We start from the raw sequence: 26,146 nt of genomic DNA on the forward strand, positions 1-26,146 counted from the left end.
CGCCGGATCGCAAGCACCTCCGGGACGCCCGGCAGAACGAAACCGGCGCCCGACCCCTGGGAAGGACCTTTTAGTTGAGCGACACCACCGAACTCCTCTCCGACGCATCAGGCGCTGAGCCGGCGTCCGGCGACACCCCCACCCGCGCACCGGCGAAGACCACCCGTGCGCGTCGCTCCGGCACCGGCCTGTCCGCCAAGGTGCTGCCCGAGCTGCAGAAGATGGCAGCTGAGCTGGGCATCAGCGGGACCGGGCGCATGCGGAAGAGCCAGCTCATCGCGGCCATCCAGGAGAAGCAGGGTGGCGGCTCCGGCGAGGGCGCACCTGCTCCCGCCCCGGTGGCCGAGGCGCCCGCCGTCGCCACGGCCGACGCGGTCGCGGCCGCCGAGCGGCCCACCCGTACGCGCAGGGAACGTTCCCGCGCCAAGACCGCCGAGGAGCCCGCGGCCCAGCCCGTCGCGCAGCCGGCGGAGCCCGTCGCCGCGGCCCCCGAGCCCGTCGCGGCCGCCGCGCCGGTCGAGCCGGTCGCGGAGCCGCAGGCCCAGGCCGTGGAGAGCGGCCAGAGCGAGACGCGCGCCGAGCGCGGCGAGAGCCGTCGCGAGCGCCGCAGCCGCGGTGAGCGCCGCGAGCGGGGCGACCGCTCCGGCGGCGACCGCGGTGAGGGCGGCCGCGCGGAGAGCAGCCGTGACGGCGGGCGCGACAGCAGCCGTGACAGCGGGCGCGACCTCGGTCGTGACGGCGGCCGCGACAGTGGCCGTGACAGCCGTGACAGCCGTGACAGCCGTGACAGCCGCGACAGCGGCCGTGACCTCGGTCGTGACGGTGGCCGTGACGGGGGTCGTGACGGGGGCCGCGGCGAGCAGCGCGAGCGCGCCGCCGACGCGGGCCGGAGCGACCAGCGCGGCGACCAGCGCGGCGGCGCCGGCGACGACGACGACCGCGGCGGGCGCGGGCGCCGGGGCCGCTTCAGGGAGCGCAACCGCGGCCGCGGCCGTGACCGCTTCGAGAGCGGCGAGCCCGTCATCGGCGACGACGACGTGCTCATCCCGATCGCCGGCATCCTCGACATCCTCGACAACTACGCGTTCGTCAGGACCAGCGGCTACCTGCCGGGCAGCAACGACGTCTACGTCTCGCTCGCCCAGATCCGCCGCAACGGCCTGCGCAAGGGCGACGTCATCACCGGCGCCGTCAGGCAGCCCCGCGACGGCGAGCGGCGCGAGAAGTTCAACGCCCTGGTCCGCCTCGACACCGTCAACGGCATGGACCCGGACCAGGCCCGCAACCGGCCTGACTTCAACAAGCTGACGCCGCTCTACCCGCAGGAGCGCCTGCGCCTGGAGACCGAGCCGAACATCCTCACCACGCGGATCATCGACCTCGTCTCGCCGATCGGCAAGGGCCAGCGCGGCCTCATCGTCTCGCCGCCCAAGGCCGGTAAGACGATGGTGCTGCAGTCCATCGCCAACGCGATCACCCGCAACAACCCCGAGTGCCACCTGATGGTCGTGCTCGTGGACGAGCGGCCCGAAGAGGTCACCGACATGCAGCGGTCGGTCAAGGGCGAGGTCATCCACTCGACCTTCGACCGTCCGGCCGAAGACCACACCACGGTCGCCGAGCTCGCCATCGAGCGGGCCAAGCGCCTGGTGGAGCTGGGCCACGACGTGGTCGTCCTGCTCGACTCGATCACCCGCCTCGGCCGCGCCTACAACCTGGCGGCCCCGGCGTCCGGGCGCATCCTGTCGGGTGGTGTCGACTCCACGGCGCTCTACCCGCCCAAGCGCTTCTTCGGCGCCGCCCGCAACATCGAGAACGGCGGCTCGCTGACGATCCTCGCCACGGCCCTGGTCGAGACCGGGTCCAAGATGGACGAGGTCATCTTCGAGGAGTTCAAGGGCACCGGCAACATGGAGCTCAAGCTCAACCGCTCCCTGGCCGACAAGCGCATCTTCCCCGCGGTGGACGTGGACGCGTCCGGCACGCGTAAGGAAGAGATCCTCATGGCCAAGGAAGAGCTCCAGATCGTCTGGAAGCTGCGCCGGGTGCTGCACGCGCTCGACATGCAGCAGGCGCTCGAGCTGCTCCTGGAGAAGATGAAGGAGACCAAGTCCAACGCGGAGTTCCTCCTGCAGGTCCAGAAGACCACGGTGAGCAACGACCGCGACTAGCGGCTCCTGGGAGAGGCGGCATGGGGTTTCCCCCGTGCCGCCTCTTTCCGTCTGTACGGGGGCCCGTGCGAGCGCGGGACGGGGGATAGCCCCACCCCGGCGACGGCCGCCTCCCGGATTCACGCCGGCGCGTTCCGAGTGCACTCTTGGGGCATGCCATCAGTCGCGTTGAAGGACCGCGTGCCGTTCGGGGCCAGGGGTCCGCTGGGGATCGTGGTCGACCCGATGACGTGGCGGGCGGCGCCGTACCTGCTGATCACGGGGGCGACCGGGATCGGCTGGTTCGTCGTGCTGTCCCTCGCCCTGCCCGCGTCGCTCACGCTGACCGTCGTCTGGGTCGGCGTGCCGCTGATGATGGCCACGGTGCTGATGTGGCGCGGCGGGGCGATGCTGGAGAGACGGCTGATGCACGCGGCGTTCGGGGTGAAGATCGCCGACCCGTACCAGAGCAGGCCGGAACGCGGGGTGGGCGCGCACCTGCGCTGGCTGCTGGGGGACGCGGCCACCTGGCAGGACCTCGGTTACCTGCTGATGCTGCTGCCGCTCGGCCTGGTCGAGACCGCCGTGTCGGTCGTGCTGTGGTTCACGGCGGTGACGCTGATCATCCAGCCCCTCCTGATGTCGCTGTGGGTGGCGGCGGGCGTCTACACGGAGCTGACCATCGACAGCTGGCCGGGCGCCCTCGTCGCCATGGTCTTCGGGACGCTGGTGTTCGTGCTCGCGGCGTACCTCGTACGCGGGATGGCCTGGCTGCACGGGACGCTGGCGACGGTGCTGCTCGGCGGCAGCCAGGAGGAGCGGCTGAGGGCCAGCAGGGCCAGGGGGATCGACGCGGCCGAGGCGGAGCGGCGCCGGATCGAGCGCGACCTGCACGACGGCGCGCAGCAGCGGCTGCTGTCGGTGGCGGTGGACCTGGGGCGGGCGCAGTCGAAGTTCGACAGCGAGCCCGAGGAGGCCAGGATGCTCATCGCGCAGGCCCATGCGGGCACCAAGGCCGCCATCGCCGAGTTGCGCAACCTGGCCAGGGGCATCCACCCGGCCATCCTGAGCGACCGTGGCCTGGACGCGGCGCTGTCGGGGCTGGCCGCGCGGGCGCCCGTCCGCGTGGACGTCTCCGTCGAACTGCGCGAGCGGCCGCCCGCCGCCGTCGAGAGCATCGCGTACTTCATCGTGGCCGAGAGCCTGACCAACATGGCCAAGCACTCCGGCGCCACCGAGGCGTCGGTGACAGTGCTCAGGGACCATCGAGGCGTGGTCGTGGACGTGTGGGACAACGGCATCGGCGGGGCCGTCGTCTGCCCGGGCGGCGGCCTGTCGGGGCTGGCCGACCGGGCGGCCACCATCGACGGCGTGCTCGTCCTGCACAGCCCCGTGGGCGGGCCCACTCTCGTGCGGGCGGAGCTGCCTTGCGAGTGGTAGGCGCGCGCCGCGGCCCGCGGTGGACAGCCGGACGCCGACCCCTGTAGTCATGTGGCCATGCGCGTGGTCATCGCCGAGGACTCCGTACTCCTGCGCGAGGGGCTCGCGCGCCTGCTCGCCGACGGCGGCATCGAGACCGTCGCGGCCGTCTCCGACGGGCCCGCGCTGGTGTCGGCCGTCCTGGAGCACGAGCCCGACCTGGCCATCGTCGACGTACGCATGCCGCCGACCCACACCGACGAGGGCCTGCGGGCGGCGCTGCAGGTGCGCGTGGCCAGGCCGGACTTCCCGATCCTGGTCCTGTCGCAGTACGTCGAGGAGCGCTATGCCGGCGACCTCATCGGCAGGGCCGTCGGCTACCTGCTGAAGGAGCGGGTGGCGGACGTGGCCGAGTTCCTGGAGACGGTGCGGCAGGTGGCGGCGGGCGGCACGGTCATCGATCCCGAGGTCGTCGTGCAGCTGCTGAGCCGCCAGCGCCGGGGCGCCCCGCTCGACTCGCTGTCCCCCCGCGAGCGCGAGGTGCTGGCCCTGATGGCCGAGGGCCGCTCCAACACCGCCATCGCCGCCCGGCTGGTCGTCACGGAAGGCGCGGTGGAGAAGCATATTTCCGGCATCTTCGCCAAGCTGGCCCTGGGGCCGGCGCCCGAGGATCATCGTCGTGTGCTGGCCGTACTCACCTATCTGGGCCGCTGACGGGAATGCGCGATGGCCTGGGATGGTTGGACGATCTGGCACACTGGTAGCTGACCATTTAGCGGTTCCGGTTCACGCCGTGCGTGAAGGCGACCCGGCGGCCGCACCCCGAAAGGACAGCGATGAAGCGCGACATCCACCCTGACTACAACGTGACGCAGGTGAGCTGCTCCTGCGGCAACACGTTCACCACCCGTAGCACCGCCAAGAACGGCGTCATCCACGCCGACGTCTGCTCTGCCTGCCACCCGTTCTACACCGGCAAGCAGAAGATCCTCGACACCGGCGGCCGGGTGGCCCGCTTCGAGAAGCGCTTCGGCAAGAAGGCCACGGGCAAGTAGCTTCACCGACGCCGGCCCGACGCACGCCCGTGCGCTGGGCCGGCGTTGCTGGTGTAAGCCCCACGACTAAGGACACACGGTGAACCTCGACGAGTTGCTCAAGGAGTATTCCGAGCTGGAGCTGCAGCTCGCCGATCCCGCCGTGCACGCCGACCAGAACAAGGCCCGCACCCTCGGCAGGCGTTACTCGCAGCTCACGCCGATCGTCACGACGTACCGCGAGCTCGACGCGGCGCGCGACGACCTGACCGCCGCCAAGGAGCTGGCCGGTGAGGACGAGGCGTTCGCGGCCGAGGCGGCCGAGCTGGAGGAGCGCATCCCCCAGCTCGAGGAGAAGCTCAGGCACCTGCTCATCCCGCGCGATCCCAACGATGACAAGGACATCATCATGGAGATCAAGGCGGGCGAGGGCGGCGAGGAGTCCGCGCTGTTCGCGGGCGACCTGCTGCGGATGTACCTGAGATACGCCGAGCGGCTCGGCTGGAAGACCGAGGTCATCGACAGCCAGCCCTCCGACCTGGGCGGCTACAAAGATGTCACCGTCGGCATCAAGGCCAAGGGCGACGAGGGCGTGTGGTCCAGGCTCAAGTACGAAGGCGGCGTCCACCGCGTGCAGCGGGTGCCCGTCACCGAGTCGCAGGGCCGCATCCACACCAGCGCCGCGGGCGTGCTCGTCTACCCCGAGGCCGAGGACGTCGACGTCCAGATCGACCCCAACGACCTGCGCATCGACGTCTACCGCTCCAGCGGCCCCGGCGGCCAGAGCGTCAACACCACCGACTCGGCGGTCCGCATCACCCACCTGCCCACCGGCGTGGTCGTCTCGTGCCAGAACGAGAAGAGCCAGCTCCAGAACAAGGAGTCGGCCCTGCGCATCCTGCGTGCCCGGCTGCTGGCCATCGCGCAGGAGGAGGCCGAGGCCGCCGCGCAGGCCGAGCGCAAGTCGCAGGTCCGCACGGTCGACCGCTCCGAGCGCGTACGCACCTACAACTTCCCGGAAAACCGCATCTCCGACCACCGGGTCGGCTTCAAGGCGTATAACCTCGACCAGGTTCTCGACGGTGAGCTCAACGCCGTCACCCAGGCCCTCATCGACGCCGAGATGGCGGAGAAGCTCGCACAACACTCATGACATTTCTGCTGGACGAGATCGCCCTCGCCACCGCCCGGCTGGCCGAGGCAGGTGTTCCCTCACCGCGCACCGACGCTGAGGAGATCGCGGCGTTCGTCCACGGCGTGCGCAGGAGCGAGCTCCACACGGTCAAGGACTCCGACTTCGACGCGCTTTTCTGGGAGGGCGTGGCCAGGCGCGAGGCCCGCGAGCCGCTGCAGCACATCACCGGCCACGCCTACTTCCGCTACCTCGAACTGTCGGTCGGGCCCGGCGTCTTCGTGCCCCGGCCCGAGACCGAGGTGGTGGCGGGCTGGGCCATCGAGACGCTGCGCGCCATGGACGTGACCGCCCCGCTCGTCGTCGATCTCGGCACCGGCTCGGGCGCGATCGCGCTGTCGATCGCCCAGGAGGTGGCCCTGGCCGAGGTCCACGCCGTGGAGGTCGACCCCGGGGCGTACACGTGGGCCAAGCGCAACATCTCCGAGCTCGGCCAGGGCCGCACCCACCTGCACCCCGAAGACCTGGCCGAGGCGCTGCCCGAGCTCAACGGCAAGGTCGACCTGGTCATCTCCAACCCGCCCTACATCCCGCCCGGCGCGATCCCACGCGACCCCGAGGTGCGCGACTACGATCCCACCAGGGCGCTGTACGGCTCCGGCGAGGACGGGCTGGGCGAGGTGCGGGCGGTCGAGCGCACGGCCCGCCGCCTGCTGCGGCCCGGCGGCTGGGTGGTCGTCGAGCACGCCGACCAGCAGGGCAGGGCGGTCTATCTGACGTTCCCCGAGGACAACGGCTGGCGCGACGTGCGCCTTCGCCAGGACCTCACCAGGAGGGACCGCTTCGTCACGGCCCGGCTGGGCCAGGACTAGGATCCATTCGAGCGAGGTGACAGGACCGATGGCCAGACGCTTTGACTGCTCCGACCTGGAGCAGCGGACCGTGGGCGTGATGGAGGCCGCCGCCGCGGTGCGGCGGGGCGAGCTCGTGGTGCTGCCGACCGACACCGTCTACGGCATCGGCGCCGACGCGTTCACGCCGGCGGCGGTCACGGCACTGCTCGACGCCAAGGGCCGGGGCCGCGAGATGCCGCCGCCCGTGCTCGTGGGCACCGTCAGAGCCGCCACAGCGCTCATAGACGACCTCGGACCGTACGGGCAGGACCTGATAGACGCCTTCTGGCCCGGGCCGCTCACGCTCGTCTGCAAGGCCAACAGGGCCCTTTCCTGGGACCTGGGGGAGACCAAGGGCACGGTGGCCGTGCGCATGCCGCTCCACCCGGTCGCGCTCGACCTGCTCAAGGAGACCGGCCCCATGGCCGTCTCCAGCGCCAACCGCTCCGGCGCCCCCGCCGCCACCACGGCGGAGGAGGCCCAGGAGCAGCTCGGCGACTCGGTCGAGGTCTACCTCGACGGCGGCAAGACCACCGACAACACGCCCTCCACCATCCTCGACCTCACTACCGCCGTGCCCCGGCTGCTGCGGCGCGGGGCCATCCCGGTGGAGAAGCTGCGGGGCATCATCGGTTACGTCGCCACCGAGGACTGACGTATACCGTCTGCTTATCCCGGCTGCGATCGCGCTCCGGCCGACATTACGGTGAGGCCCGGAGCGGCGATTACGTCCGGGAGTGGCCCATGGGCAAGTTCGACGGCATGGATCCCAAGCTGGTCCGTGACCTGCTGACCGAGGTGAAACACGCGGCCACGCAGATGCGTACGGTCGAGGACCAGGTCAGGGCCGCCATGCGCCGCGCCGGGCTGTCCACCCAGACCACCCACCGCCCGGCGCAGGTCGCGGAGGCCGTCGACGCGATGGTCAAGGACGTCAACGTGCGGCTCGGGGTGCTGGAGAAGCGGGAGGAACCGCCTCGGATGGGGGCGGGGGCTACTGAGGATGATGATCCCAAGCAGGTGCGGGGGGATCGGGACAAGTACGACAACCCACGGGCCGCCGAGCCACCGTCGAAGGACGACGACACGAAGCCGGACTCGGACGGGAAGACCGGGGCTGATGGGAAGTCGGATTCCGACGGCAAGACGGGCGCTGACGGGAAGTCGGATTCCGACGGTAAGTCGGACTCGGACGGCAAGACGGGTGGCGACGGGAAGACGGATTCGGACGGTAAGTCGGGCTCGGACGGTAAGTCGGACTCGGACGGCAAGACGGGCGCTGACGGCAAGACCGACTCGGACGGTAAGTCGGACTCGGACGGCAAGACGGGTGGCGACGGGAAGACGGATTCCGACGGGAAGACGGGCTCGGACGGTAAGTCGGACTCGGACGGGAAATCGGGCTCCGATGCCGACGGGAAGACCTGCGACGGTGACAAGGACACTGGGACCGGCCAGGACACCGGAGGCGATGGCAAGACCGGCGATCAGCCCGTCGACCAGCCCAAGGACGACGATGTGGGCAGCAGGCGCGATCGCGGTGCCGAGGCGGACGGCGGCGCGGTCAACACCCCGGCCAACGACCAACAGGACCCGACCAAGCCGCACATCGTCGAAGTAGACGGCGTAAAGGTCCTCCAGATCCCCATCGACCCGCCCACGGCCGAACAACTGGAAGACCTCCTCGAGAACACCGACAAGGTGCAACCGGCGGAAATGCCGAAGGTCCCCGCCGACAGCACCACCGCCGCGAACGTCAACGCCTGGGCGAACGACGGCAGCGACGTGGTCTCCGTCGACACCAACCCGCCCAGCCCGGACGCGCTGAAGACGGTGGTGGGCCATCATCGGGAGATCCCGCCGCTGGACATGCCGGGATTAGCGGACACTTCCGGCTACGACACCACCCCCACGGACGGCACCGCTCCCACGGACGGCAGCGCCCCCACGGACGGCAATGCTCCCACCGCAGGCGCGAACGACGCCTGCACGGACACCACACCCGGCGGCACCCCACGGGGCACGGACACCACACCCGGCGGTACGGACACCAGGCACGGCGGCACGGATACGACGCCTGGAGGCACGGACAACCGGCACGGCGGTTCGCACACCACGCCTGGAGGCACGGACACCACGCCGGGCGCCAAGGAAACGACTCCGGACCAGCCCTCCGGCGGCGACGCAGGCCAACGCACGGGCGGGGACCAGCCGACGGGTGACCGAGGGACCGGCGACCAGGGCCGAGGAACGGGGGAGCGAGGGACCGGCGACCAGGGCCGAGGAACGGGCGACCAGGGAACCTATGGCCAGGGGGGCCAGGGCGATCAGGGCTCCCGTGGTCAGGGTGGCCAAGGGGCGCCCGTTGCGATTCCGCCGACCAACCCCTCGGTCCAGGTGCAGATCGCGTACGGGACAGAAGCCGCCTACCCCGCCGGATCGGACATCAATGCCTGGGCGAACGACGGCAGTGACGTCGTCTCCGTGGACGCCTCCCCACCCAACCTGGACGCCCTCCGGACAGTCGTGGAGCACCACCGCGAGATCCAGCCCCTCGACATGCCCTCCGTAGAGGTTCCGCCCGGCGAGTACGGCAAGGGCGAGTGGGCGCCCAGGGACATCCGGCCCGATGGCCCGGCCGGCGACATCGACCCCGGTACGCCGGAAAGGAGCGCGTGATGTACGTCGACCCGCCGGCGCCCAGGCCCAGAGAGCGCGACGAGACCCCGCCCGCCGCCCCCTCAGGGCCCCTGGACAGCCCTCAGAGGGCCTGGGAGTTCAACCCCGACTACCAGCGCCTCGTGCTGGCCTGGAACACCGTCCTGCCCCAGCTGGAGACGCTCAGGACGGCACTGGACAAGGCGTACGGCCTGGCCAAGAGCCCTCAGACGTGGGACGCGCCGGTGGGGGAGCGCTATGTCGAGGACATCCGCGAATGGCGCACCAGGCTGGCCGTCTACCGCCACTCCGTGCTGACCGCCATCAGCGACGAGGCGGCGGACACGCCCAGGTGGATCCCCACGACGGCCAACGCGCCGCATGCGTTCCAGTAGCCCGGCTGAGGTCTCTTGAGGGAAGTTGCGGGGACCCTTTCAAAGCAGGGCGGCCCGAGGGCAGTGGGCCAAGGGGGCTGGTCAGCGAGCTAACGCAGCATGGCTGGTGTCGCGGGCTGATGGGGAGCTTTGGGACGGGTGCTGAAGGCGCGGCTGAGGTAGGGCTGGGGACAGAGGCCCGCGGAAGCCTGGGACATCGGGCGGCGGCGGGGGTGCTGGTGAGGGCGCGGGCTCCGGGTACGGGGTGAGGGAACGGCTTGAGCGGGCGGCTCGAGCGGGCGACCTGAGGGGGCGGCTTGAGCGGGCGGGCTGAGCGGGCGGGCCTGGGGGGGCGGTTAGAGCGGGCGGGCCTGAGGGGGCGGTTTGAGCGGGCGGCGTTGAGGGTGGTTTGTTGGGTTGGCGGTGGGGAGGCGCGTAAGGAGCTGGTTGGGGCGGGGTGGGGGCGTGGCTGGGAGAAACGGACATTAGGTCGTACAGTGGGGAAATGGGTGGGGAACCCTACTACGGTCCCGACTTCGGGTTGCTGCAGAGGCAGGACCCGGAGCTCGCACAGGTGCTGCTCGACGAACTCGAGCGGGTGCGCGGCGGGATCCAGCTGATCGCGAGTGAGAACTTCACCTCGCCCGCCGTCCTGGCCGCCCTCGGTTCCACCCTCACCAACAAGTACGCCGAGGGCTACCCCGGACGCCGCTACTACGGCGGTTGCGAGGTGGTGGACCGGGCCGAGCGGCTGGCGATCGAGCGGGCGCGCCAGCTGTTCGGGGCGGAGCACGCCAACGTGCAGCCCCACTCCGGCGCCTCCGCGAACCTGGCCGCCTACGCCGCCCTCCTGCAGCCCGGCGACACCATGCTGGCCATGGCGCTGCCGCACGGCGGCCATCTCACCCACGGCTCCAAGGTGAATTTCTCGGGAAGATGGTTCGACGTCGTGTCATACGGCGTGCGGCGCGACACCGAACTCATCGACTACGACGAGGTCCGGGATCTGGCCCTGCGGCATCAGCCGAAGCTCATCGTGTGCGGCGCCACGGCGTACCCCAGGCTCATCGACTTCTCGGTCTTCCGCGGCATCGCGGACGAGGTGGGCGCGTGGCTGATGGCCGACGTGGCGCACCCGATCGGGTTGATGGCCGGCGGCGCGATCCCGTCGGCGGTGCCGTACGCGGACGTCGTGACATTCACCACTCACAAGGCGCTGCGCGGGCCGCGCGGCGGGGCCATCCTGTGCACGGAGGAGCTGGCGGGGAAGATCGACCGGGCGGTGTTCCCGTTCATCCAGGGCGGGCCGTTGATGCACGTGGTGGCGGCCAAGGCGGTGGCGTTCGCGGAGGCGATGCGCCCGGAGTTCGCCGATTACACCAGGCAGGTGGTCGCGAACGCGCGGGCGCTGACGGAGGCGCTGGCCGGGCAGGGGATGCGGCCCGTGTCCGGCGGTACGGACACCCATCTGGCGCTGATCGACCTGCGGGATCTCAGCGTGTCGGGCGCCGAGGCCGAGCGCAGGTGCGCGGCGGCCGGCATCACGCTCAACCGCAACGTCATCCCGTACGATCCCGAGCCCCCGTCGATCACGTCGGGGATCCGCGTCGGCACGCCGTGCGTGACGACCCAGGGCATGGGGCCCCAGGAATTGAAGGAGGTCGGGACGTTGGTGACCCGGGCGGTGCGACATCCGGCCGGCGCTGGGGAGGTCCGGGAGAGAGTTTCGGCCCTTCTGGCCATCCATCAGCCATATCTCAGCGAATATTAAGCTGGTCTGTGTCGTTTTCCGGTCCCAGTGGGCCGGAGGATCCGGGAAACTAGGTCCGTGCGCGAATACCTGTTCATGGCGCTCATCGCCGCGGCGGTGACCTATCTGCTGGTCCCGCTGGTGCGCCGCTTCGCCATCCGCATCGGCGCCATGCCGGAGATTCGCGAGCGCGACGTGCACACCACGCCGACGCCCAGGCTGGGCGGCCTGGCGATGTACGGCGGCCTGGTGGTGGGGCTGCTGCTGGCCGGCCAGATGACCCACTCCGGCGACGCCCTGGCCGGTACGGGCGCCAATCCGGTGCCCGCGCTGATCATCGCGGGCGGGCTCATCACGTTCACCGGCTTCCTCGACGACTGGTGGGGCATGGACGCCCTCATCAAGCTCGCCGGCCAGATCGCGGCGGCCGGGGTGCTGGTCTTCTTCGACATGCGGCTGACCTCGATCCCGCTGCCGGAGAGCTGGGGCGGCTCGACCAGCCTCGACTACACGCTCAGCACGATCATCACCATCCTGGTCGTGGTCGTGACCATCAACGCGGTCAACTTCGTCGACGGGCTCGACGGCCTCGCCGCCGGGATCGTGTGCATCGCGGGCATGGCCACCTGGGCCTACTCGATCATCATCAGCCAGGACATCACCGGCAGCAACATCACCGCGACGGCCGCCATCGCCGCCGTCCTCATCGGCGCCTGCCTGGGCTTCCTGCCGCACAACTTCCACCCGGCGAAGATCTTCATGGGCGACACGGGCGCCATGCTGATCGGGCTCGTGCTCGCATCCTCCATCGTCACGGTTACGCCGGTGGACACCTCGGCCATCGTGGAGATGAACAAGTTCCCCGTGCTGCTGCCGCTGCTCGTCCCCGCGGCGGTGCTGGTGCTGCCGCTCATCGACCTGATCACCGCCGTCGTGCGGCGCACGTCGCAGGGCCTGTCGCCGTTCGCGCCCGACCGCGGTCACCTGCACCACCGGCTGATGGACATCGGCCACTCGCACCGGCGTTCGGTGCTCATCATGTACGCCTGGACGTTCCTGTTCTCGTTCGGCATCGTCGGCATGTCCCGGGTCGGCGTGCCCGTCCTGCTCTTCCCAGCGGTCATCGTGCTCGCCCTGGCCGTGCTGGTGCTGATGGCCCTGCCGCGCTGGCGGGGCAGGGGCGGGGCGCACGCGGCGTCACGCGACGACAGCCCCGACGACGACGGGCCGCCCACCGGGCCGATGCCGCCGATCCTGCCCGAAGATCCCCAGGTCAGGAGACAGGCGCCGCCGTCGGACGGCGCCCGCGCGAGCGCCGAGGGCAAACCGGTCATTCCCGCCTTTCCGAGCCGTTCTTGATCGCGAACTAGAAACGGCAGGTAAAAGCGGTCTTCCGTGAGCTTGTGATATCTTTCACGAGCAGGGACTCCAGACCTACCGGTTCTGGAGGTAGCAAACGCTCGCTTGATAACTTGTTGATGGAGCACCGATGCAGGCCAACGACGTGCGCGTACTCAAGAGCGCCGCGATTCCGACCTTCGCGGTTGGGGTGGTCGCCGTGGCTGTGTCGCTCCTGGCGGTTGGCGGCAAGGGAGCGCTGGGCGCCGCGATCGGCACTTTGCTCGTCGGGGTTTTCTTCAGCATCAGCGTGGTAGCGGTGTCCTATGCCGCTCGGGTCTCCCCCCAGATGATGGCGATCGCGGCGATGGTCAGCTACCTCGTCAAAGTCGTCGCCATCATGGTCGTGCTGGCCTCGTTCCGCGACACCACGGCCTGGAACACCCAGGCGTTCGCCTGGACCGTCGTGGTCTGCACCCTCGTCTGGACCGGCTTCGAAGTACGTGCCTTCATGAAGACCAAGCTCCTCTATGTCGACCCCGAAGCCGGGGTCCCCGGGAAGGGCGATTCATGACGGCAGGTAAAACGGGCGGGGTCCGATATGACTAGTCCTCTACTTGCCTGCTATCGTCAAGGCCGCGATGAGCGCACAGGAACGCCGACCCGAAGAGGACGGTCGCGACTTCGCCGACGCCATGTGGTCAGTCCCGAGCTACTTGATCGCCGGGATGGCTTTCTATGGAGGCGCCGGCTGGTTGCTGGACCGGTGGTTGGACATGTCCGCGTTCTTCCCCATAGGCATCGTCCTGGGGCTGGTGCTCGGTGGCTACCTGGCATACCGGAAGTTCGGTCGCTAGCCCGTACGGCAGTAGATCGCTTCGCTGAGGAAAACCCTTGTGATCCACACTACGACGTTGAAGGGAACGCCGCGTGATTGCGCTGACGGTCCTCGCTCCTCCTGAAGACCAGTTCCGGGCCCCATCGCCTGACGAGCTGTTCAACTCCTTTACCCCGATCATTCCCGGGGTCGACTGGTTCACCAAGCCGGTTCTCCTCGCCATCCTCAGCGCGATCCTGGTGATCGGCTTCTGCTGGGCGGGCTTCGCCAATCCCAAGGTCGTCCCCAAGGGTGTGCAGAACGTCGCCGAGTACGGCTACATGTTCGTCCGCGACCAGGTCGCCCGGCCCTTCCTGGGCAAGGACGCCGACCGGTGGATGGGCCTGCTGCTGACGCTGTTCTTCCTGGTCTTCATCTGGAACATCATGGGCGTCATCCCGGTGCTGCAGTTCCCGGTGGCCTCGCACATCGCCTTCCCGGCCGTCCTGGCGGGCTCGATCTACGTGCTCAAGGTCTACCTCGGCATGAAGCACCAGGGCCCGATCGGCTACTTCAAGAACATGATGTTCCCGCCGGGACTGCCCAAGCCGATCTACCTGCTGCTGTCGCCGATCGAGTTCCTGTCGAACCTGATCATCGCGCCGTTCACGCACGCGGTCCGACTCTTCGCGAACATGTTCGCCGGTCACATGCTGCTGGCGTTCTTCAGCATGGTCGGCTTCTGGTTCCTGTTCGAGAAGCTGACGCCGCTCGGCGCCGGGGTGGGCGTGATCGGCGTGGTCATGACCATCATCTTCACGGCCTTCGAGATGTTCATCCAGTTCCTGCAGGCGTTCCTCTTCGCGATGCTGGCCTCGATGTACATCGGCGGCTCCCTGCACGCAGAGCACTGAGATCCACGTACCGGAATATCCATGACCGGTGAGACTCCGCTTCACCGGCCGTCCAGTAAAGGAATACAGCAATGAGCGTTCTCGCTGAGGTCTCCGGCAACGTCACCGCCATCGGTTACGGTCTCGCCGCCATCGGCCCCGGCATCGGCGTCGGCATCATCTTCGGTCAGGGCGTGCAGGCCATCGCGCGCCAGCCCGAGGCTTACGGCCTGATCCGCCAGAACATGCTCCTCGGCTTCGTTCTCACCGAGGCCCTCGCCCTGCTCGGTCTGGTCGCGCCGTTCATCTTCCAGGCCCTCTAAGACCAGAAGAATTCCCTGACGAAAGGCTGCAACCATGACTAAGGCAGCTACGCTCCTCGCGGCGGAGGAAGGCGCTAACCCGCTCCTTCCGCACACTTTCGAGCTCGTCGTCGGTATCTTCTCGTTCCTCGTCGTCCTCGTCGTCGTCGGCAAGATCCTCGTCCCGCGCATCCAGAAGACGCTGGCCGAGCGGACCGACGCCATCGAGGGTGGCATCAAGAGGGCCGAGGAGGCCCAGGCCGAGGCGCAGGCCCTGCAGCAGCAGTACCGCGACCAGCTGGCCGAGGCCAGGCACGAGGCGGCCCGGCTGCGCGAGGAGGCTCGCGAGCAGGCCGCACAGATCAAGGCCGAGCTCCGTGAGGAGGCTCAGGCCGAGGCCCGCCGTCTCGTCGAGGCGGCGCACGCGCAGATCGAGGCCGACCGCCAGGCGGCCTTCTCCCAGCTCCGCACCGAGATCGGTCGCCTGTCGACCGAGCTGGCCGGCCGCATCGTCGGCGAGTCCCTGGAGGACGAGGTCCGCCAGAGCCGCATCGTCGACCGGTTCCTCGACGAGCTCGAGTCGACGCCGCAGGCGGTGCGCTAATGAGAGGTCTGAGCAGGACGTCGCTGGCAGAGGTCGAGGAGCGGTTCAACGCGGTCGCCGGTAGTGCCGACCTCGGTGCGCTCTCCGACGAGCTGTTCGCGATCGCCGATCTGCTCGACCGCGAACACGGCCTGCGCCGGGCGCTGTCCGACCCGGCCAGGCCCGGCGAGCAGAAGGCGGCCACCGTGCGCGCGCTGCTCGCGGGCAAGGTCAGCGAGGCCGCGATCGCCACGACCGAGGCCGCTGCCTCGGTCCGGTGGTCGCGGGGCGGTGACCTGGCCGACGCGATCGAGCGGCTCGGCGTCGTCGCCGCGGCCGCTGAGGCGGAGAGCCAGTCCAGGCTCGACGACGTGGAGGACGAGCTCTTCCGCTTCGGCCGCATCGTCGCCGCCAACCCCGACCTGCGCCGCGCGCTCGCCGACCAGGCCGCGCCGGAGGCGGGCAAGGAGCAGCTGCTCGGCGACCTGCTCGGCAGGAAGGTCGCGCCGACCAGCCTGCGCCTGCTCAAGCAGGTCGCAGTGCACCCGCGTGGGCGTAGCCTGGAGTCGGGCCTGGAGGAGTTCATCCAGCTCGTGGCCCAGCAGCGCCAGCGCCTCGTGGCGGTGGTACGTAGCGCGGTCGAGCTGACCGAGACGCAGAAGCAGCGCCTCACGGCGTGGTTGAGCGCCTCCTACGGCCGTGACGTGCACCTGAACGTCGAGGTGGACAAGCGAGTGCTCGGTGGGTTCTCGGTCCGCATCGGCGACGAGATCATCGACACCACCATTGTGGGACGAATCGAAGAAGTCCGCCGCCGGTTGGCCGGCTAGGCGAATAGGGAGACAGAGTAGAGATGGCGGAGCTTACGATCCGGCCGGACGAGATCCGGGACGCGCTTGAGCGCTTCGTCCAGGCGTACGAACCGGAAGGCGCCGCGCGCGAGGAGATCGGGACCGTCGTCGACGCCGGCGACGGCATTGCCCATGTCTCCGGCCTTCCCTCGGCGATGGCGAACGAACTGCTCGAGTTCGAGGACGGCACGCGCGGCCTGGCGCTTAACCTCGACACCCGCGAGATCGGTGTCGTTATCCTGGGCGACTTCAGCAAGATCGAGGAAGGCCAGACGGTCCGCCGGACGGGCGAGGTCCTGTCCGTGCCCGTCGGCGACAACTTCCTCGGCCGCGTGGTCGACCCCCTGGGCAACCCGCTCGACGGCAAGGGCGCCATCGAGGCCGAGGCCGTTCGCGCCCTCGAGCTTCAGGCCCCCACCGTCGTCCAGCGGCAGCCCGTCAAGGAGTCGCTGGCGACCGGCATCAAGGCGATCGACGCCATGACCGCGATCGGCCGTGGTCAGCGCCAGCTGATCATCGGTGACCGTGGCACCGGCAAGACCGCGATCGCCGTCGACACCATCCTCAACCAGCGCGAGAACTGGGCCTCCGGCGACCCCGCCAAGCAGGTCCGCTGCGTCTACGTCGCGGTCGGCCAGAAGGGCTCGACCATCGCGCAGGTGCGCGCCCGGCTGGAGGAGGCCGGCGCGATGGAGTACACCACCATCGTCGCCGCTCCGGCCTCCGACCCGGCCGGTTACAAGTACATCGCGCCCTACGCCGGCTCGGCGATCGGTCAGCACTGGATGTACCAGGGCAAGCACGTCCTGATCGTCTTCGACGACCTGACCAAGCAGGCGGACGCGTACCGCGCCGTCTCCCTGCTGCTGCGCCGCCCGCCGGGCCGTGAGGCCTTCCCCGGCGACGTCTTCTACCTCCACTCCCGTCTGCTGGAGCGCTGCGCCAAGCTCTCCGACGACATGGGCGGCGGCTCGATGACCGGTCTGCCGGTCATCGAGACCAAGGGCAACGACGTCTCGGCGTTCATCCCGACCAACGTCATCTCCATCACCGACGGCCAGGTCTTCCTCGAGACCGACCTGTTCAACGCCGGTGTGCGGCCCGCCATCAACGTCGGCGTCTCGGTGTCCCGAGTCGGTGGCTCCGCGCAGGCCAAGGCCATGCGCAAGGTCGCGGGCACGCTGCGTCTGTCGCTGTCGCAGTACCGTGACCTGGAGGCCTTCGCGGCCTTCGCCTCCGACCTGGACGCCGCGTCCAAGGCTCAGCTGGAGCGCGGTCAGCGGCTGGTCGAGCTGCTCAAGCAGCCCCAGTACAGCCCGTTCTCGCTGGAGCGCGAGGTGGCCTCGATCTGGGCGGGCACCACGGGCGAGCTGGACGACGTGCCGATCGAGGACGTCCGCCGCTTCGAGCAGGAGTTCCTGGACTACATCCAGTCCTCGCACAAGGGCATCTTCGACACCATCCGCGAGACCAGGGACCTGTCCGACGACACGGTGACCGCTCTGAAGGACGCTGTCACGGACTTCAAGAAGGGCTTCACCACCTCGTCGGGCGAGCTGCTGGTCAAGGACGAGCCGGTGGCGCCGCTGGGCGCCGAAGAGGTCGGCCAGGAGAAGATCAAGAAGGTCGTCCGTCCGGCGGAGAAGAAGTAGGACATGGGTGCCCAGCTAAGGCTGCTGCGGCGGCGGATCAGCTCGGTCAAGTCGACCGCGAAGATCACGCGTGCCCAGGAGCTCATCGCCTCCTCGCGGATCGTGAAGGCGCAGTTGCGGATGCAGGCGGCGCTGCCGTACGAGCGCGAGATCACTCGCGCCGTCACCGGCGTCGTCAGCAACGCGGCCAGCGTCGACCATCCGCTGACCGTGGCGAAGGAGAACCCCACCAAGGCGGGCGTCCTCATCGTCACCAGCGACAGCGGGTTCTGCGGCGGCTTCAACGCCAACGTGCTGCGCGAGGCCGAGGCCCTGCGCGGGCTCCTGGAGACGCGCGGTCTGACCGTGGTCCCGTTCGTCACCGGGCGCAAGGGTGTCACCTGGCACTCCTTCCGCGGCCGTGACATGGGCGGCGAGTGGGTCGGCTTCTCCAGGAACCCGGCCTACGCCGACGCCAAGGAGATCGCGCAGACGCTGATCGACTCGTTCAAGGACGAGAACGGGATCGACGAGATCCACATCGTCTCGACCGAGTTCGTCTCGATGCTGACCCAGAACGTCGTGGTCAAGCGCATTCTGCCGCTGGAGGTCGAGGAGACCGAGGCGACGGAGTCGACCGCGATCCCGCCGTACTTCGAATTCGAGCCGACCGCTGCCGACGTGCTGGAGTCGCTCCTGCCGCGTTACGTGGAGTCGCGCATCTTCACGGCGCTGCTGCAGTCCGCGGCCTCCGAGGAGGCCGCGCGGCGGCGCGCGATGAAGTCCGCGACAGACAACGCCAACGAGCTGATGCGGGTGCTCACCCAGCAGATGAACCAGGCTCGCCAGGCCGAGATCACCCAGGAAATCAGCGAGATCGTCGGTGGCGCCAACGCGCTCGCTGACGCCGCAGCGGGGAAAGAGTGAAATGACTGCAGAGGCTGTTGAAACTGTAGAGGCCGCGGCGGCCGGCACAGGCCGCGTGGCACGTGTCACCGGCGCCGTCGTCGACGTGGAGTTCCCCGTCGAGGCGATGCCCGAGATCTATAACGCTCTCAAGGTCGAGGTGACCCTCGGCGGGGAGACCAAGACCCTGACCCTGGAGGTCGCCCAGCACCTGGGTGACAACCTGGTCCGGACCATCTCGATGCAGCCCACCGACGGCCTGGTCCGCGGCCAGGCGGTCCAGGACACCGGCGCCCCGATCTCGGTGCCGGTCGGCGACGTCGTCAAGGGCCACGTGTGGAACGCGCTGGGCGAGACGCTCGACGTGCCGACCGCGTCGCTCAAGATCGAGGAGCGGTGGGGCATCCACCGCCCGTCGCCGGCGTTCGACCAGCTCGAGTCCCGTACCGAGCTGCTCGTCACCGGCATCAAGGTCATCGACCTGCTCACCCCGTACGTGCAGGGTGGGAAGATCGGTCTGTTCGGCGGCGCCGGCGTGGGCAAGACCGTTCTGATCCAGGAGATGATCCGCCGCGTCGCCCGTAACTTCGGCGGCACCTCGTGCTTCGCCGGTGTCGGCGAGCGCACCCGTGAGGGCAACGACCTCTGGCTGGAGATGGAGGAGGCGGACGTCCTCAAGGACACCGCGCTCGTCTTCGGTCAGATGGACGAGCCGCCGGGCACCCGTCTGCGGGTCGCCCTGTCGGCGCTGACCATGGCGGAGTACTTCCGCGACGTGCAGAAGCAGGACGTGCTGCTCTTCATCGACAACATCTTCCGCTTCACGCAGGCCGGTTCCGAGGTCTCCACGCTGCTCGGCCGTATGCCGTCCGCCGTGGGTTACCAGCCCACGCTGGCCGACGAGATGGGTGTGCTCCAGGAGCGCATCACCTCGACGCGCGGTCACTCGATCACCTCCATGCAGGCGATCTACGTGCCCGCGGACGACATCACCGACCCGGCCCCGCACAACGCGTTCGCGCACCTCGACGCGCAGACCGTTCTGTCGCGGCCGATCTCGGAGAAGGGCATCTACCCCGCGGTGGACCCGCTCGACTCCACCTCCCGGATCCTCGACCCGCAGATCGTGGGCGAGGAGCACTACCGGGTGGCCCAGGAGACCAAGCGGATCCTGCAGAAGTACCGCGAGCTCCAGGACATCATCGCGATTCTCGGTATCGACGAGCTGTCCGAGGAGGACAAGGTCACCGTCCAGCGGGCCCGCCGCATCGAGCGCTTCCTGTCGCACCCGATGTACGCGGCCGAGGCCTTCACCGGCCAGCCGGGCGAGACCGTCCCGCTGGACGAGACCATCGCCTCCTTCAAGGGCCTGTGCGCGGGTGAGTACGACCACCTGCCCGAGCAGGCGTTCTTCATGGTCGGCGGCATCGAGCAGGCCGTGGCCAAGGCCAAGGAACTCGAGCGTAGTTAATCGCCCTGCAGCGGGTCGTCTCCGGCGGCCCGCTGCACCTACGGTGGTGCTTTGGGGTATGAACGGGGCACCACCACCAGGTCGGAAAGGAGCCTACATAAGTGGCGAAGCTACGCGTAGGGGTTGTCTCACCCGAGCGTGAGATCTGGTCGGGCGAGGCCGACATGGTGATTGCCAAGACCGTGGACGGCGAGATCGGTATTATGCCGCAACACGCACCTGTGCTCGGCGTCCTCGTCGAGGGCGGCGTGCTTCGCGTCAAGCGGGAGGGCGAAGGCGACCTCGTGGCGGCCGTGCACGGCGGTTTCATCTCCGTGGCCGACGACGAGGTGTCGGTGCTCGCCGAGGTGGCCGAGCTCGGTTCCGAGGTCGACGTCGCGGCTGCCCGTGACGCTCTCGACCGGGCCCAGGCCTCGATCGAGGCCAACCAGGAAGACGCCGACGCGGCGATCGAGGCCAAGCGTGCCAGGGCCCGGCTCCGCGCGGCGGGCGAAGAGGTTTAACAGATCCAGGCTTTGGGGGCGGCATGGTTACGACGGTTCTGATTCTCGTATTGTTTGCCGCCCTCATCGTCCTGCGCGGGGTCACGCTGGCCCGTTCCAGGGGAAGTGTGCCCTGTCGGCTGCGGGTGGGCGACCGGGGCTGGCAGAGCGGGGTAGCCCGCTACGCCGACGGGGAGCTCCACTGGATCCCGCTCCTGGGTGTGCGACTGAGGCCGCGCCACGCGATCGCGAGGCGCGGCCTCGTCGTTTCCGCCCGTCGTGAGATCGACGGCGGGCTTTACGCGGTCGACTGCGGCGGCACCACGCGCGGGATCTCGCTCGCGATGAGCGCCGACGCGATGACGGGCTTCCTCGCGTGGCTGGAGTCCGCTCCGCCCAGCGCCTATCTGGACGTCGCCTAGCCCCTTCCACCGGAAGGGATCAGCGGGTGCCGCCGGGCTTCCAGAGGATCTCCTCGCCCGCGTGGGCGACCCGGCAGGCGATGAAGAGCAGGTCCGACAGGCGGTTGAGGTATTTCGCGGTCAGCGCGTTCATGTCGTCGTGCGCCTGCAGCGCCGCCCAGGTCGACCGCTCCGCCCTGCGGACGGTGACCCTGGCCACGTGCAGCGCGGCCGTCGCGGGGTCGCCGCCGGGCAGCACGAAGCTGCGCAGGGGCTTGAGGTCGGCGTTGAAGCGGTCACACTGCTCTTCCAGCCAGTCGACGTACGACTGCTCCACCCGCAGCGGCGGGAACTCCGGCTCCTCCACCACCGGCGTGGCCAGGTCCGCCCCCACGTCGAACAGCTCGTTCTGGACGCGGGCGAGCACCTCGACGAGGTCCGCGGGCAGCGTGCGGAACGAGAGCGCGAGCCCCAGGTGGGCGTTGGCCTCCTCCACGTCGGCGTAGGCGGCCAGCCGCGGATCGGTCTTGGACGCCCGGCTCATGTCGCTCAGCGCGGTGGTGCCGTCGTCGCCGGCCCGGGTGTAGATGCGGGAGAGAACGACCGGCTTGTCCTTGTCGGCGCGCGTCATGGCTTCGAGGGTACTGGCACCCCGGTTAATGACAAATGTCATCGGCGAGGGACGCAGGATCCATGTCGGGCCCGTGATTTCAGCGACTAGCAGGGCGAACGCCTCCAAAGCCACGATTTACCCATGACGAAGGAGATGACCTGATGCTCGAGATCAGCGAGCTGCGCAAGCGCTTCGCGGGCGGCTCCGAGGCCCCCGGCGGGAAGGTCGCCCTGGACGGCATCAGCTTCGCCGTACGGCCGGGCGAGATGTTCGGGTTCGTGGGCGCGAACGGCGCCGGCAAGACCACGACCATGCGGATCGTGATGGGCGTGCTCCAGGCCGACTCGGGCTCGGTCAGCTGGCAGGGCAGGCCGCTCGGCTCCGACGACCGGCGGCGCTTCGGCTACATGCCGGAGGAGCGGGGGCTCTACCAGAAGATGCGGGTCGCCGAGCAGATCGAGTATTTCGGCCGGCTGCACGGTCTGAGCGCGGCGGCCGCGAAGCGGGCCACCGACGACCTGCTGGAGCGGCTCGGGCTCACCGAGCGCAGGGGCGACGCGGTGCAGGCGCTCTCGCTGGGCAACCAGCAGCGCGTGCAGCTCGCGGTGGCGCTGGTGCACGACCCCGAGGTGCTGGTGCTGGACGAGCCGTTCTCGGGCCTCGACCCGATCGCGGTGGACGCGCTGGCCATGGCGCTGCAGGAGCGCTCCAGGGGCGGCGTGCCGGTGATCTTCTCCAGCCACCAGCTGGAGCTGGTCGAGCGGCTGTGCGACTCGGTGGGCATCGTCTCGGGCGGCCGCATGGTGGCCACCGGCACGGTCTCCGACCTGCGGGCGGCCGAAAGCGACACGCTGCGCGTGGTCGTACGCGACCCGGCCCCCGGCTGGGCGGACGGCCTGCCGGGCACGGTCACCGTGAACGGCGACAGGCACGTCCTGCACATCGCGGACGGCGACGACCAGGAGATCCTGCGCCGCGCGATGAAGGCGGGACACGTCGAGCACTTCGGGGTCCAGCAGCCGACCCTCACCGAGATCTTCAAGGAGGCCGTGGCGTGAACGAACTGATGCTGGTCGCCCGGCGGGAGATCACCACGCAGGTGCGGACCAAGGCGTTCGCGATCGGCCTGGTCATCACCGCCGTGCTGGTGGCCGCGGTGACCTTCGCACCCAAGATCCTCGGCGGACCGGACGAGTACACGCTCGGCACCGTCAACTCCCAGCAGCTGCCGCTGAAGGCCGCCGCGCCGGACGCGGAGATCGAGTGGCGCAGCTTCCCCGACGAGGCCACCGCCAAGCAGGCCGTGCTCGACGGGGACGTGGACGCGGTGCTGGTCGACGGGACCCGGGTGCTCACGGACGGCGAGATCGACAGCCAGCTCGGCGTGCTCCTGCAGAGCGTCAACCGCGAGGTGAAGCTGGGCGCCGCGGCCCTGTCGATCCCGCCGCTGAAGATGGAGTCGGTGGGCGCCGACACCCGCTACGAGGCCGCCCGCGCCGGGATCGCCGTGGTCCTCGTCCTCGTGCTCTTCATGCTGCTCATGGGTCAGGTCATGATGGTGGCCATGGGCGTGGTGGAGGAGAAGGGCAGCAGGATCGTGGAGATCCTGCTCTCCGCGATCCGGCCGTGGCAGCTGCTCGGCGGCAAGATCATCGGGCTGGGCGTGCTCGGCCTGATCAACCTGGTCACGATCCTGGCCGTCGGCCTGGCCGCGTCCGCGGCCTCCGGGATCGCCTCCGACTTCCCGCCCGGGCTCCCGGGGCTGGTGACGGGCGTGCTGGTGTGGTTCGTGCTCGGGTACGCCTTCTTCGCCACGCTGGCGGCCGCCCTCGCCTCGCTGGTCTCGCGCCAGGAGGAGGTGGGCAGCGTGATGACGCCGCTCACCATGGTCATCATGGTCACGTACTTCGTGGCCTTCTACGCCACCAATGACCCGACGGGCACGCTTTCCACGGTCCTGTCGTACGTGCCGCCGTTCTCCGCCATGATCATGCCGGTGCGGATGGCGGCGACCGAGGTGCCGATGTGGCAGGTCGGGCTGTCGATGGGGGCCATGGCGCTGGCCGTGCTCGCGGTCCTGAGCTTCGGCGCCAAGATCTACGAGCGCGCCGTGCTCCGGACGGGCGCCCGGCTCAAACTCGCCGACGTGCTGCGCGCCGGCTAGATGGACGCGATCACGCGGGCGCGGCGCCTCACCTGGAAAGTGCTCCTCTCGAACTTCGTCGCGGTGTGGCTGCTGGTCATCATGGCCTCGGTGGTCGCCTTCGGGGAGGGGAGGCTCCAGTGGTGGCGGGCCGCGCCCGCTCTGATCGCCCTGATCTGTTTCACCTGGCTCTGCCCGCGCATCATCAGCGCGGCGCTGGACCGCCGCTACCCCACCCGGGAGGTGGTGCTGGCGGGGGTCTTCGCGGTGGTCGCGGCGGTGCTGGGCGGGGGCGAGCCGTTCGGCTGGGGCTTCGTGCTCGTCTGCTGGCTGGGCCTGGCCACGCTCCAGGTCCCCAGGCGCACGGTCTACCTGCTGGCCGTCGGTACGTGGGCGGTGGGCGTCGGGATCGGCGTGCCGGCCGTGGCGCTCGGGGCGGCCATCTTGGGCTCGGACCTGACCGTCGGTCAGGCGCTGATCTTCTACATGATCACCTACGCTGTCTGGTGCGCGATCATGCCGCCGTCCAACCGGATGTGGATGTGGATCTGGTCGCTCGCCGTACAGGCGCACGAGGGCCGCGAGGCGCACACGCGGCTGGCGCTGGCCGAGGAGCGGCTGCGCTTCGCCAGGGACCTGCACGACCTGGTCGGCCACCAGCTGTCCGCCATCGCCGTCAAGACCGAGCTGGCCGTACGGCTGTCGGACGTGGACGACGGCGCCGCCAAGGCCGAGATGGCCGAGGTCAACGCGCTGACCAGGAAGGCGCTCAGGGAGCTGCGGCAGGCGGTGCGCGGCTACCGCGAGCTCGACCTGGCCGCCGAGCTCAACAGCGTGAAAGGCGTGCTCGAGGCGGCCGGGGTCCGCTGCGAGGTGCGCCTGCCCTACCGGGAGCTGCCCGAGGGAGTGGCGCCGGTGTTCGCCTACGCGGTCCGCGAGGCGGTGACCAACGTGCTCAAGCACAGCACCGCGACGTTCTGCGACATCTCGATCCGCTTCACCGCGCAGGAGGCGGAGCTGAGCGTCCGCAACGACGGGGTGCAGCGGCGGCGGGCCGCCGACCTCGGGAGCGGGCTGGCGGGCATGGGGGAGCGCCTGGCCGCCGTGGGCGGGAAGCTGAGCGCCCATCCGACGGAAGACGGAGAGTTCATCCTCAACGCGGTCGTGTCACTTCCGCTGGGTGGGTAGGGGAGAGGCACGGGTCTACTCTCGCTGAACGCTCCGCGTGGCGGAGGTGACCGTGAGTGATTGAGGAGGTGGCATGCGCGTCCGGGGCAATCCGAGTGCCCAGGTGGTGCGGATCGGCGCCAGGCTCGACGCCGGCACGTCGGCCGGCGTACGGGAGCGCCTGCATGAGGCTCTCGATTCTGGTGAAGGTGACCTGATCCTGGATCTCTCCCAGCTGGAGATGATCGACGCGACCGGCCTCGGAGTGCTGGTGGGCTCGCATCGGCGCGCGCTCAGCGTGCAGCGCCGCCTCGTTCTTCGGGGGGTGCCCCCGCGGATCATGCGGATTCTGGCGGTGACCCGGCTGAATCGGGTGCTGCACATGGAGGTTCCCGCGGCCGCGGTGGCCTGATGTGACATATCGAGAGCGGGCAACGATCAGCCGTTGCCCGCCCTTTTATTGAGTGTGACGAAATGACGATTCCGGGCCGTCCATTATGAATGGCCGGTGAATGGTCACGGGGTGCCGAGGCTGCGGATGAAGATGTGCACGGCCACGTCGGCGAGTTCGTCGATCGGCGGTTGCTCGTCCGAGTGCAGCCACTCGATGAGTAACTCTTGTAGCGCTCCAATTACTCCCAGTGCCACCAGCCGCCGATTCAGCCCCGCGGCCTGGGGGAAATCGGCCGATGCCTCCTCGACCAGCCGCGCGAACGCGTCCACCGCGCGTTGACGGGACAGTGTCAGGACATCTCCTGATCGGCGAACCTCAACATGCATGATGCGGGCCCGCCGCCAGTCCGCCGTGGTGAAGTCGATATAGGCGCGAATCCCCGCCTTGACTCGATCGTCAAGTGTCTTCGGCGCCTCCTGGACCGCTTTGGCCACCACGGCGAGGCTTTCTTCCACGCAGCGCTCGTGCAGCGCCTGGAGGAGTTCCTCGCGCCCACCGAAACATTCGTAGAAGGCGCGGTTGGAGATCCGCGCCTCCGAGCACAGCCTTTCGATGGTCGTCGCCGTGAACCCCGGCTTCGCGTATAGCGTGTAGGCGGCCGTCATCAGCCGCTCCCGTCTGTCTGCCAGCCTTTGCTCAGCCGACATTCCCCGGTAAGACCGGTTCACATTCCACCCGTCCAAC

The 26,146-nt window shown here is 69.4% G+C and carries 28 protein-coding genes; 26 read left to right on the forward strand and 2 right to left on the reverse strand.

Features of this window, described 5'->3' with window-relative positions:
• The first annotated feature begins 74 nt into the window (after positions 1–74).
• From rho to HD596_RS22870, 22 genes are all read left to right on the forward strand, one after another.
• On the forward strand, positions 75–2,171 hold the full coding sequence (gene rho, locus HD596_RS22765) for a transcription termination factor Rho (protein WP_185071358.1): 2,097 nt from the start codon (positions 75–77) through the stop codon (positions 2,169–2,171).
• 153 nt (positions 2,172–2,324) lie between these two features.
• Entirely contained in the window at positions 2,325–3,590 is a 1,266-nt protein-coding gene (locus HD596_RS22770; protein ID WP_221519464.1) for a sensor histidine kinase, read from the forward strand.
• Between the two features lie 57 nt (positions 3,591–3,647).
• Complete coding sequence (locus tag HD596_RS22775) at positions 3,648–4,283, forward strand: response regulator (protein ID WP_185071359.1); 636 nt, start codon at positions 3,648–3,650, stop codon at positions 4,281–4,283.
• Positions 4,284–4,405: 122 nt separating this feature from the next.
• Entirely contained in the window at positions 4,406–4,624 is a 219-nt protein-coding gene (gene rpmE / locus HD596_RS22780) for a 50S ribosomal protein L31 (protein WP_106248153.1), read from the forward strand.
• Between the two features lie 79 nt (positions 4,625–4,703).
• On the forward strand, positions 4,704–5,756 hold the full coding sequence (prfA, locus tag HD596_RS22785; protein ID WP_185071360.1) for a peptide chain release factor 1: 1,053 nt from the start codon (positions 4,704–4,706) through the stop codon (positions 5,754–5,756).
• Positions 5,753–6,607, forward strand: a complete 855-nt coding sequence (prmC, locus tag HD596_RS22790) for a peptide chain release factor N(5)-glutamine methyltransferase (protein ID WP_185071361.1) — start codon at positions 5,753–5,755, stop codon at positions 6,605–6,607. Before prfA ends, prmC begins: the two co-directional genes overlap by 4 nt.
• 28 nt (positions 6,608–6,635) lie before the next feature.
• Entirely contained in the window at positions 6,636–7,283 is a 648-nt protein-coding gene (locus tag HD596_RS22795) for an L-threonylcarbamoyladenylate synthase (RefSeq protein WP_185071362.1), read from the forward strand.
• 89 nt (positions 7,284–7,372) lie between these two features.
• Positions 7,373–9,307: a hypothetical protein gene (locus HD596_RS22800; protein ID WP_185071363.1), complete on the forward strand. Its 1,935-nt coding sequence runs from the start codon at positions 7,373–7,375 to the stop codon at positions 9,305–9,307.
• Positions 9,307–9,681: a hypothetical protein gene (locus tag HD596_RS22805; RefSeq protein WP_185071364.1), complete on the forward strand. Its 375-nt coding sequence runs from the start codon at positions 9,307–9,309 to the stop codon at positions 9,679–9,681. The genes HD596_RS22800 and HD596_RS22805 overlap by 1 nt, the downstream gene beginning before the upstream one ends.
• A 484-nt stretch (positions 9,682–10,165) precedes the next feature.
• Positions 10,166–11,431, forward strand: a complete 1,266-nt coding sequence (gene glyA, locus HD596_RS22810; protein ID WP_185071365.1) for a serine hydroxymethyltransferase — start codon at positions 10,166–10,168, stop codon at positions 11,429–11,431.
• Between the two features lie 57 nt (positions 11,432–11,488).
• Complete coding sequence (locus HD596_RS22815; RefSeq protein WP_185071366.1) at positions 11,489–12,769, forward strand: glycosyltransferase family 4 protein; 1,281 nt, start codon at positions 11,489–11,491, stop codon at positions 12,767–12,769.
• Between the two features lie 130 nt (positions 12,770–12,899).
• On the forward strand, positions 12,900–13,322 hold the full coding sequence (locus HD596_RS22820) for a Cg1360 family ATP-synthase-associated protein (protein WP_185071367.1): 423 nt from the start codon (positions 12,900–12,902) through the stop codon (positions 13,320–13,322).
• Positions 13,323–13,389: 67 nt separating this feature from the next.
• Entirely contained in the window at positions 13,390–13,605 is a 216-nt protein-coding gene (locus HD596_RS22825; RefSeq protein ID WP_225963995.1) for an AtpZ/AtpI family protein, read from the forward strand.
• Between the two features lie 73 nt (positions 13,606–13,678).
• Positions 13,679–14,479 (forward strand): F0F1 ATP synthase subunit A, encoded by an 801-nt coding sequence (gene atpB, locus HD596_RS22830; RefSeq protein WP_185071368.1) that lies wholly within the window; start codon positions 13,679–13,681, stop codon positions 14,477–14,479.
• Between the two features lie 71 nt (positions 14,480–14,550).
• The gene (gene atpE, locus HD596_RS22835; RefSeq protein WP_185071369.1) at positions 14,551–14,781 is read left to right on the forward strand and encodes an ATP synthase F0 subunit C; all 231 of its coding nucleotides are present in this window, start codon (positions 14,551–14,553) and stop codon (positions 14,779–14,781) included.
• 34 nt (positions 14,782–14,815) lie between these two features.
• The gene (locus tag HD596_RS22840; protein ID WP_185071370.1) at positions 14,816–15,364 is read left to right on the forward strand and encodes a F0F1 ATP synthase subunit B; all 549 of its coding nucleotides are present in this window, start codon (positions 14,816–14,818) and stop codon (positions 15,362–15,364) included.
• Positions 15,364–16,173 carry a F0F1 ATP synthase subunit delta gene (locus HD596_RS22845; RefSeq protein WP_185071371.1) on the forward strand — a complete coding sequence of 270 codons (810 nt, stop codon included), beginning with the start codon at positions 15,364–15,366 and terminating at the stop codon, positions 16,171–16,173. The genes HD596_RS22840 and HD596_RS22845 overlap by 1 nt, the downstream gene beginning before the upstream one ends.
• 23 nt (positions 16,174–16,196) lie before the next feature.
• Positions 16,197–17,846 (forward strand): F0F1 ATP synthase subunit alpha, encoded by a 1,650-nt coding sequence (gene atpA, locus HD596_RS22850; protein ID WP_185071372.1) that lies wholly within the window; start codon positions 16,197–16,199, stop codon positions 17,844–17,846.
• A 3-nt stretch (positions 17,847–17,849) separates the two neighbouring features.
• Complete coding sequence (locus HD596_RS22855) at positions 17,850–18,752, forward strand: F0F1 ATP synthase subunit gamma (RefSeq protein ID WP_185071373.1); 903 nt, start codon at positions 17,850–17,852, stop codon at positions 18,750–18,752.
• Between the two features lies 1 nt (position 18,753).
• Positions 18,754–20,202, forward strand: coding sequence for a F0F1 ATP synthase subunit beta (atpD, locus tag HD596_RS22860; RefSeq protein ID WP_185071374.1), 1,449 nt, complete (start codon positions 18,754–18,756; stop codon positions 20,200–20,202).
• Between the two features lie 101 nt (positions 20,203–20,303).
• Positions 20,304–20,705 (forward strand): F0F1 ATP synthase subunit epsilon, encoded by a 402-nt coding sequence (locus HD596_RS22865; RefSeq protein WP_043616272.1) that lies wholly within the window; start codon positions 20,304–20,306, stop codon positions 20,703–20,705.
• A 23-nt stretch (positions 20,706–20,728) separates the two neighbouring features.
• Complete coding sequence (locus HD596_RS22870) at positions 20,729–21,106, forward strand: DUF2550 domain-containing protein (RefSeq protein WP_185071375.1); 378 nt, start codon at positions 20,729–20,731, stop codon at positions 21,104–21,106.
• Positions 21,107–21,125: 19 nt separating this feature from the next.
• Here the strand turns inward: HD596_RS22870 and HD596_RS22875 are convergent, their stop codons facing one another.
• Positions 21,126–21,716, reverse strand: coding sequence for a cob(I)yrinic acid a,c-diamide adenosyltransferase (locus HD596_RS22875; RefSeq protein WP_185071376.1), 591 nt, complete (start codon positions 21,714–21,716; stop codon positions 21,126–21,128).
• Positions 21,717–21,859: 143 nt separating this feature from the next.
• Here HD596_RS22875 and HD596_RS22880 point away from each other — a divergent pair, with 143 nt between their 5' ends.
• From HD596_RS22880 to HD596_RS22895, 4 genes are all read left to right on the forward strand, one after another.
• Complete coding sequence (locus tag HD596_RS22880; RefSeq protein ID WP_185071377.1) at positions 21,860–22,756, forward strand: ABC transporter ATP-binding protein; 897 nt, start codon at positions 21,860–21,862, stop codon at positions 22,754–22,756.
• Positions 22,753–23,862, forward strand: coding sequence for an ABC transporter permease (locus HD596_RS22885; protein ID WP_185071378.1), 1,110 nt, complete (start codon positions 22,753–22,755; stop codon positions 23,860–23,862). Before HD596_RS22880 ends, HD596_RS22885 begins: the two co-directional genes overlap by 4 nt.
• A complete protein-coding gene (locus HD596_RS22890; RefSeq protein WP_185071379.1) occupies positions 23,863–25,029 on the forward strand; it encodes a sensor histidine kinase in 1,167 nt (388 codons plus the stop codon).
• 73 nt (positions 25,030–25,102) lie between these two features.
• Positions 25,103–25,420 (forward strand): STAS domain-containing protein, encoded by a 318-nt coding sequence (locus tag HD596_RS22895; protein ID WP_185071380.1) that lies wholly within the window; start codon positions 25,103–25,105, stop codon positions 25,418–25,420.
• Positions 25,421–25,524: 104 nt separating this feature from the next.
• Here the strand turns inward: HD596_RS22895 and HD596_RS22900 are convergent, their stop codons facing one another.
• Positions 25,525–26,067, reverse strand: a complete 543-nt coding sequence (locus tag HD596_RS22900) for a TetR/AcrR family transcriptional regulator (RefSeq protein WP_246554709.1) — start codon at positions 26,065–26,067, stop codon at positions 25,525–25,527.
• Between the last annotated feature and the right edge of the window lie 79 nt (positions 26,068–26,146).

Origin of the sequence: Nonomuraea jabiensis, assembly GCF_014204795.1 — a bacterium.
In the GTDB taxonomy this organism is placed as follows: domain Bacteria; phylum Actinomycetota; class Actinomycetes; order Streptosporangiales; family Streptosporangiaceae; genus Nonomuraea; species Nonomuraea jabiensis.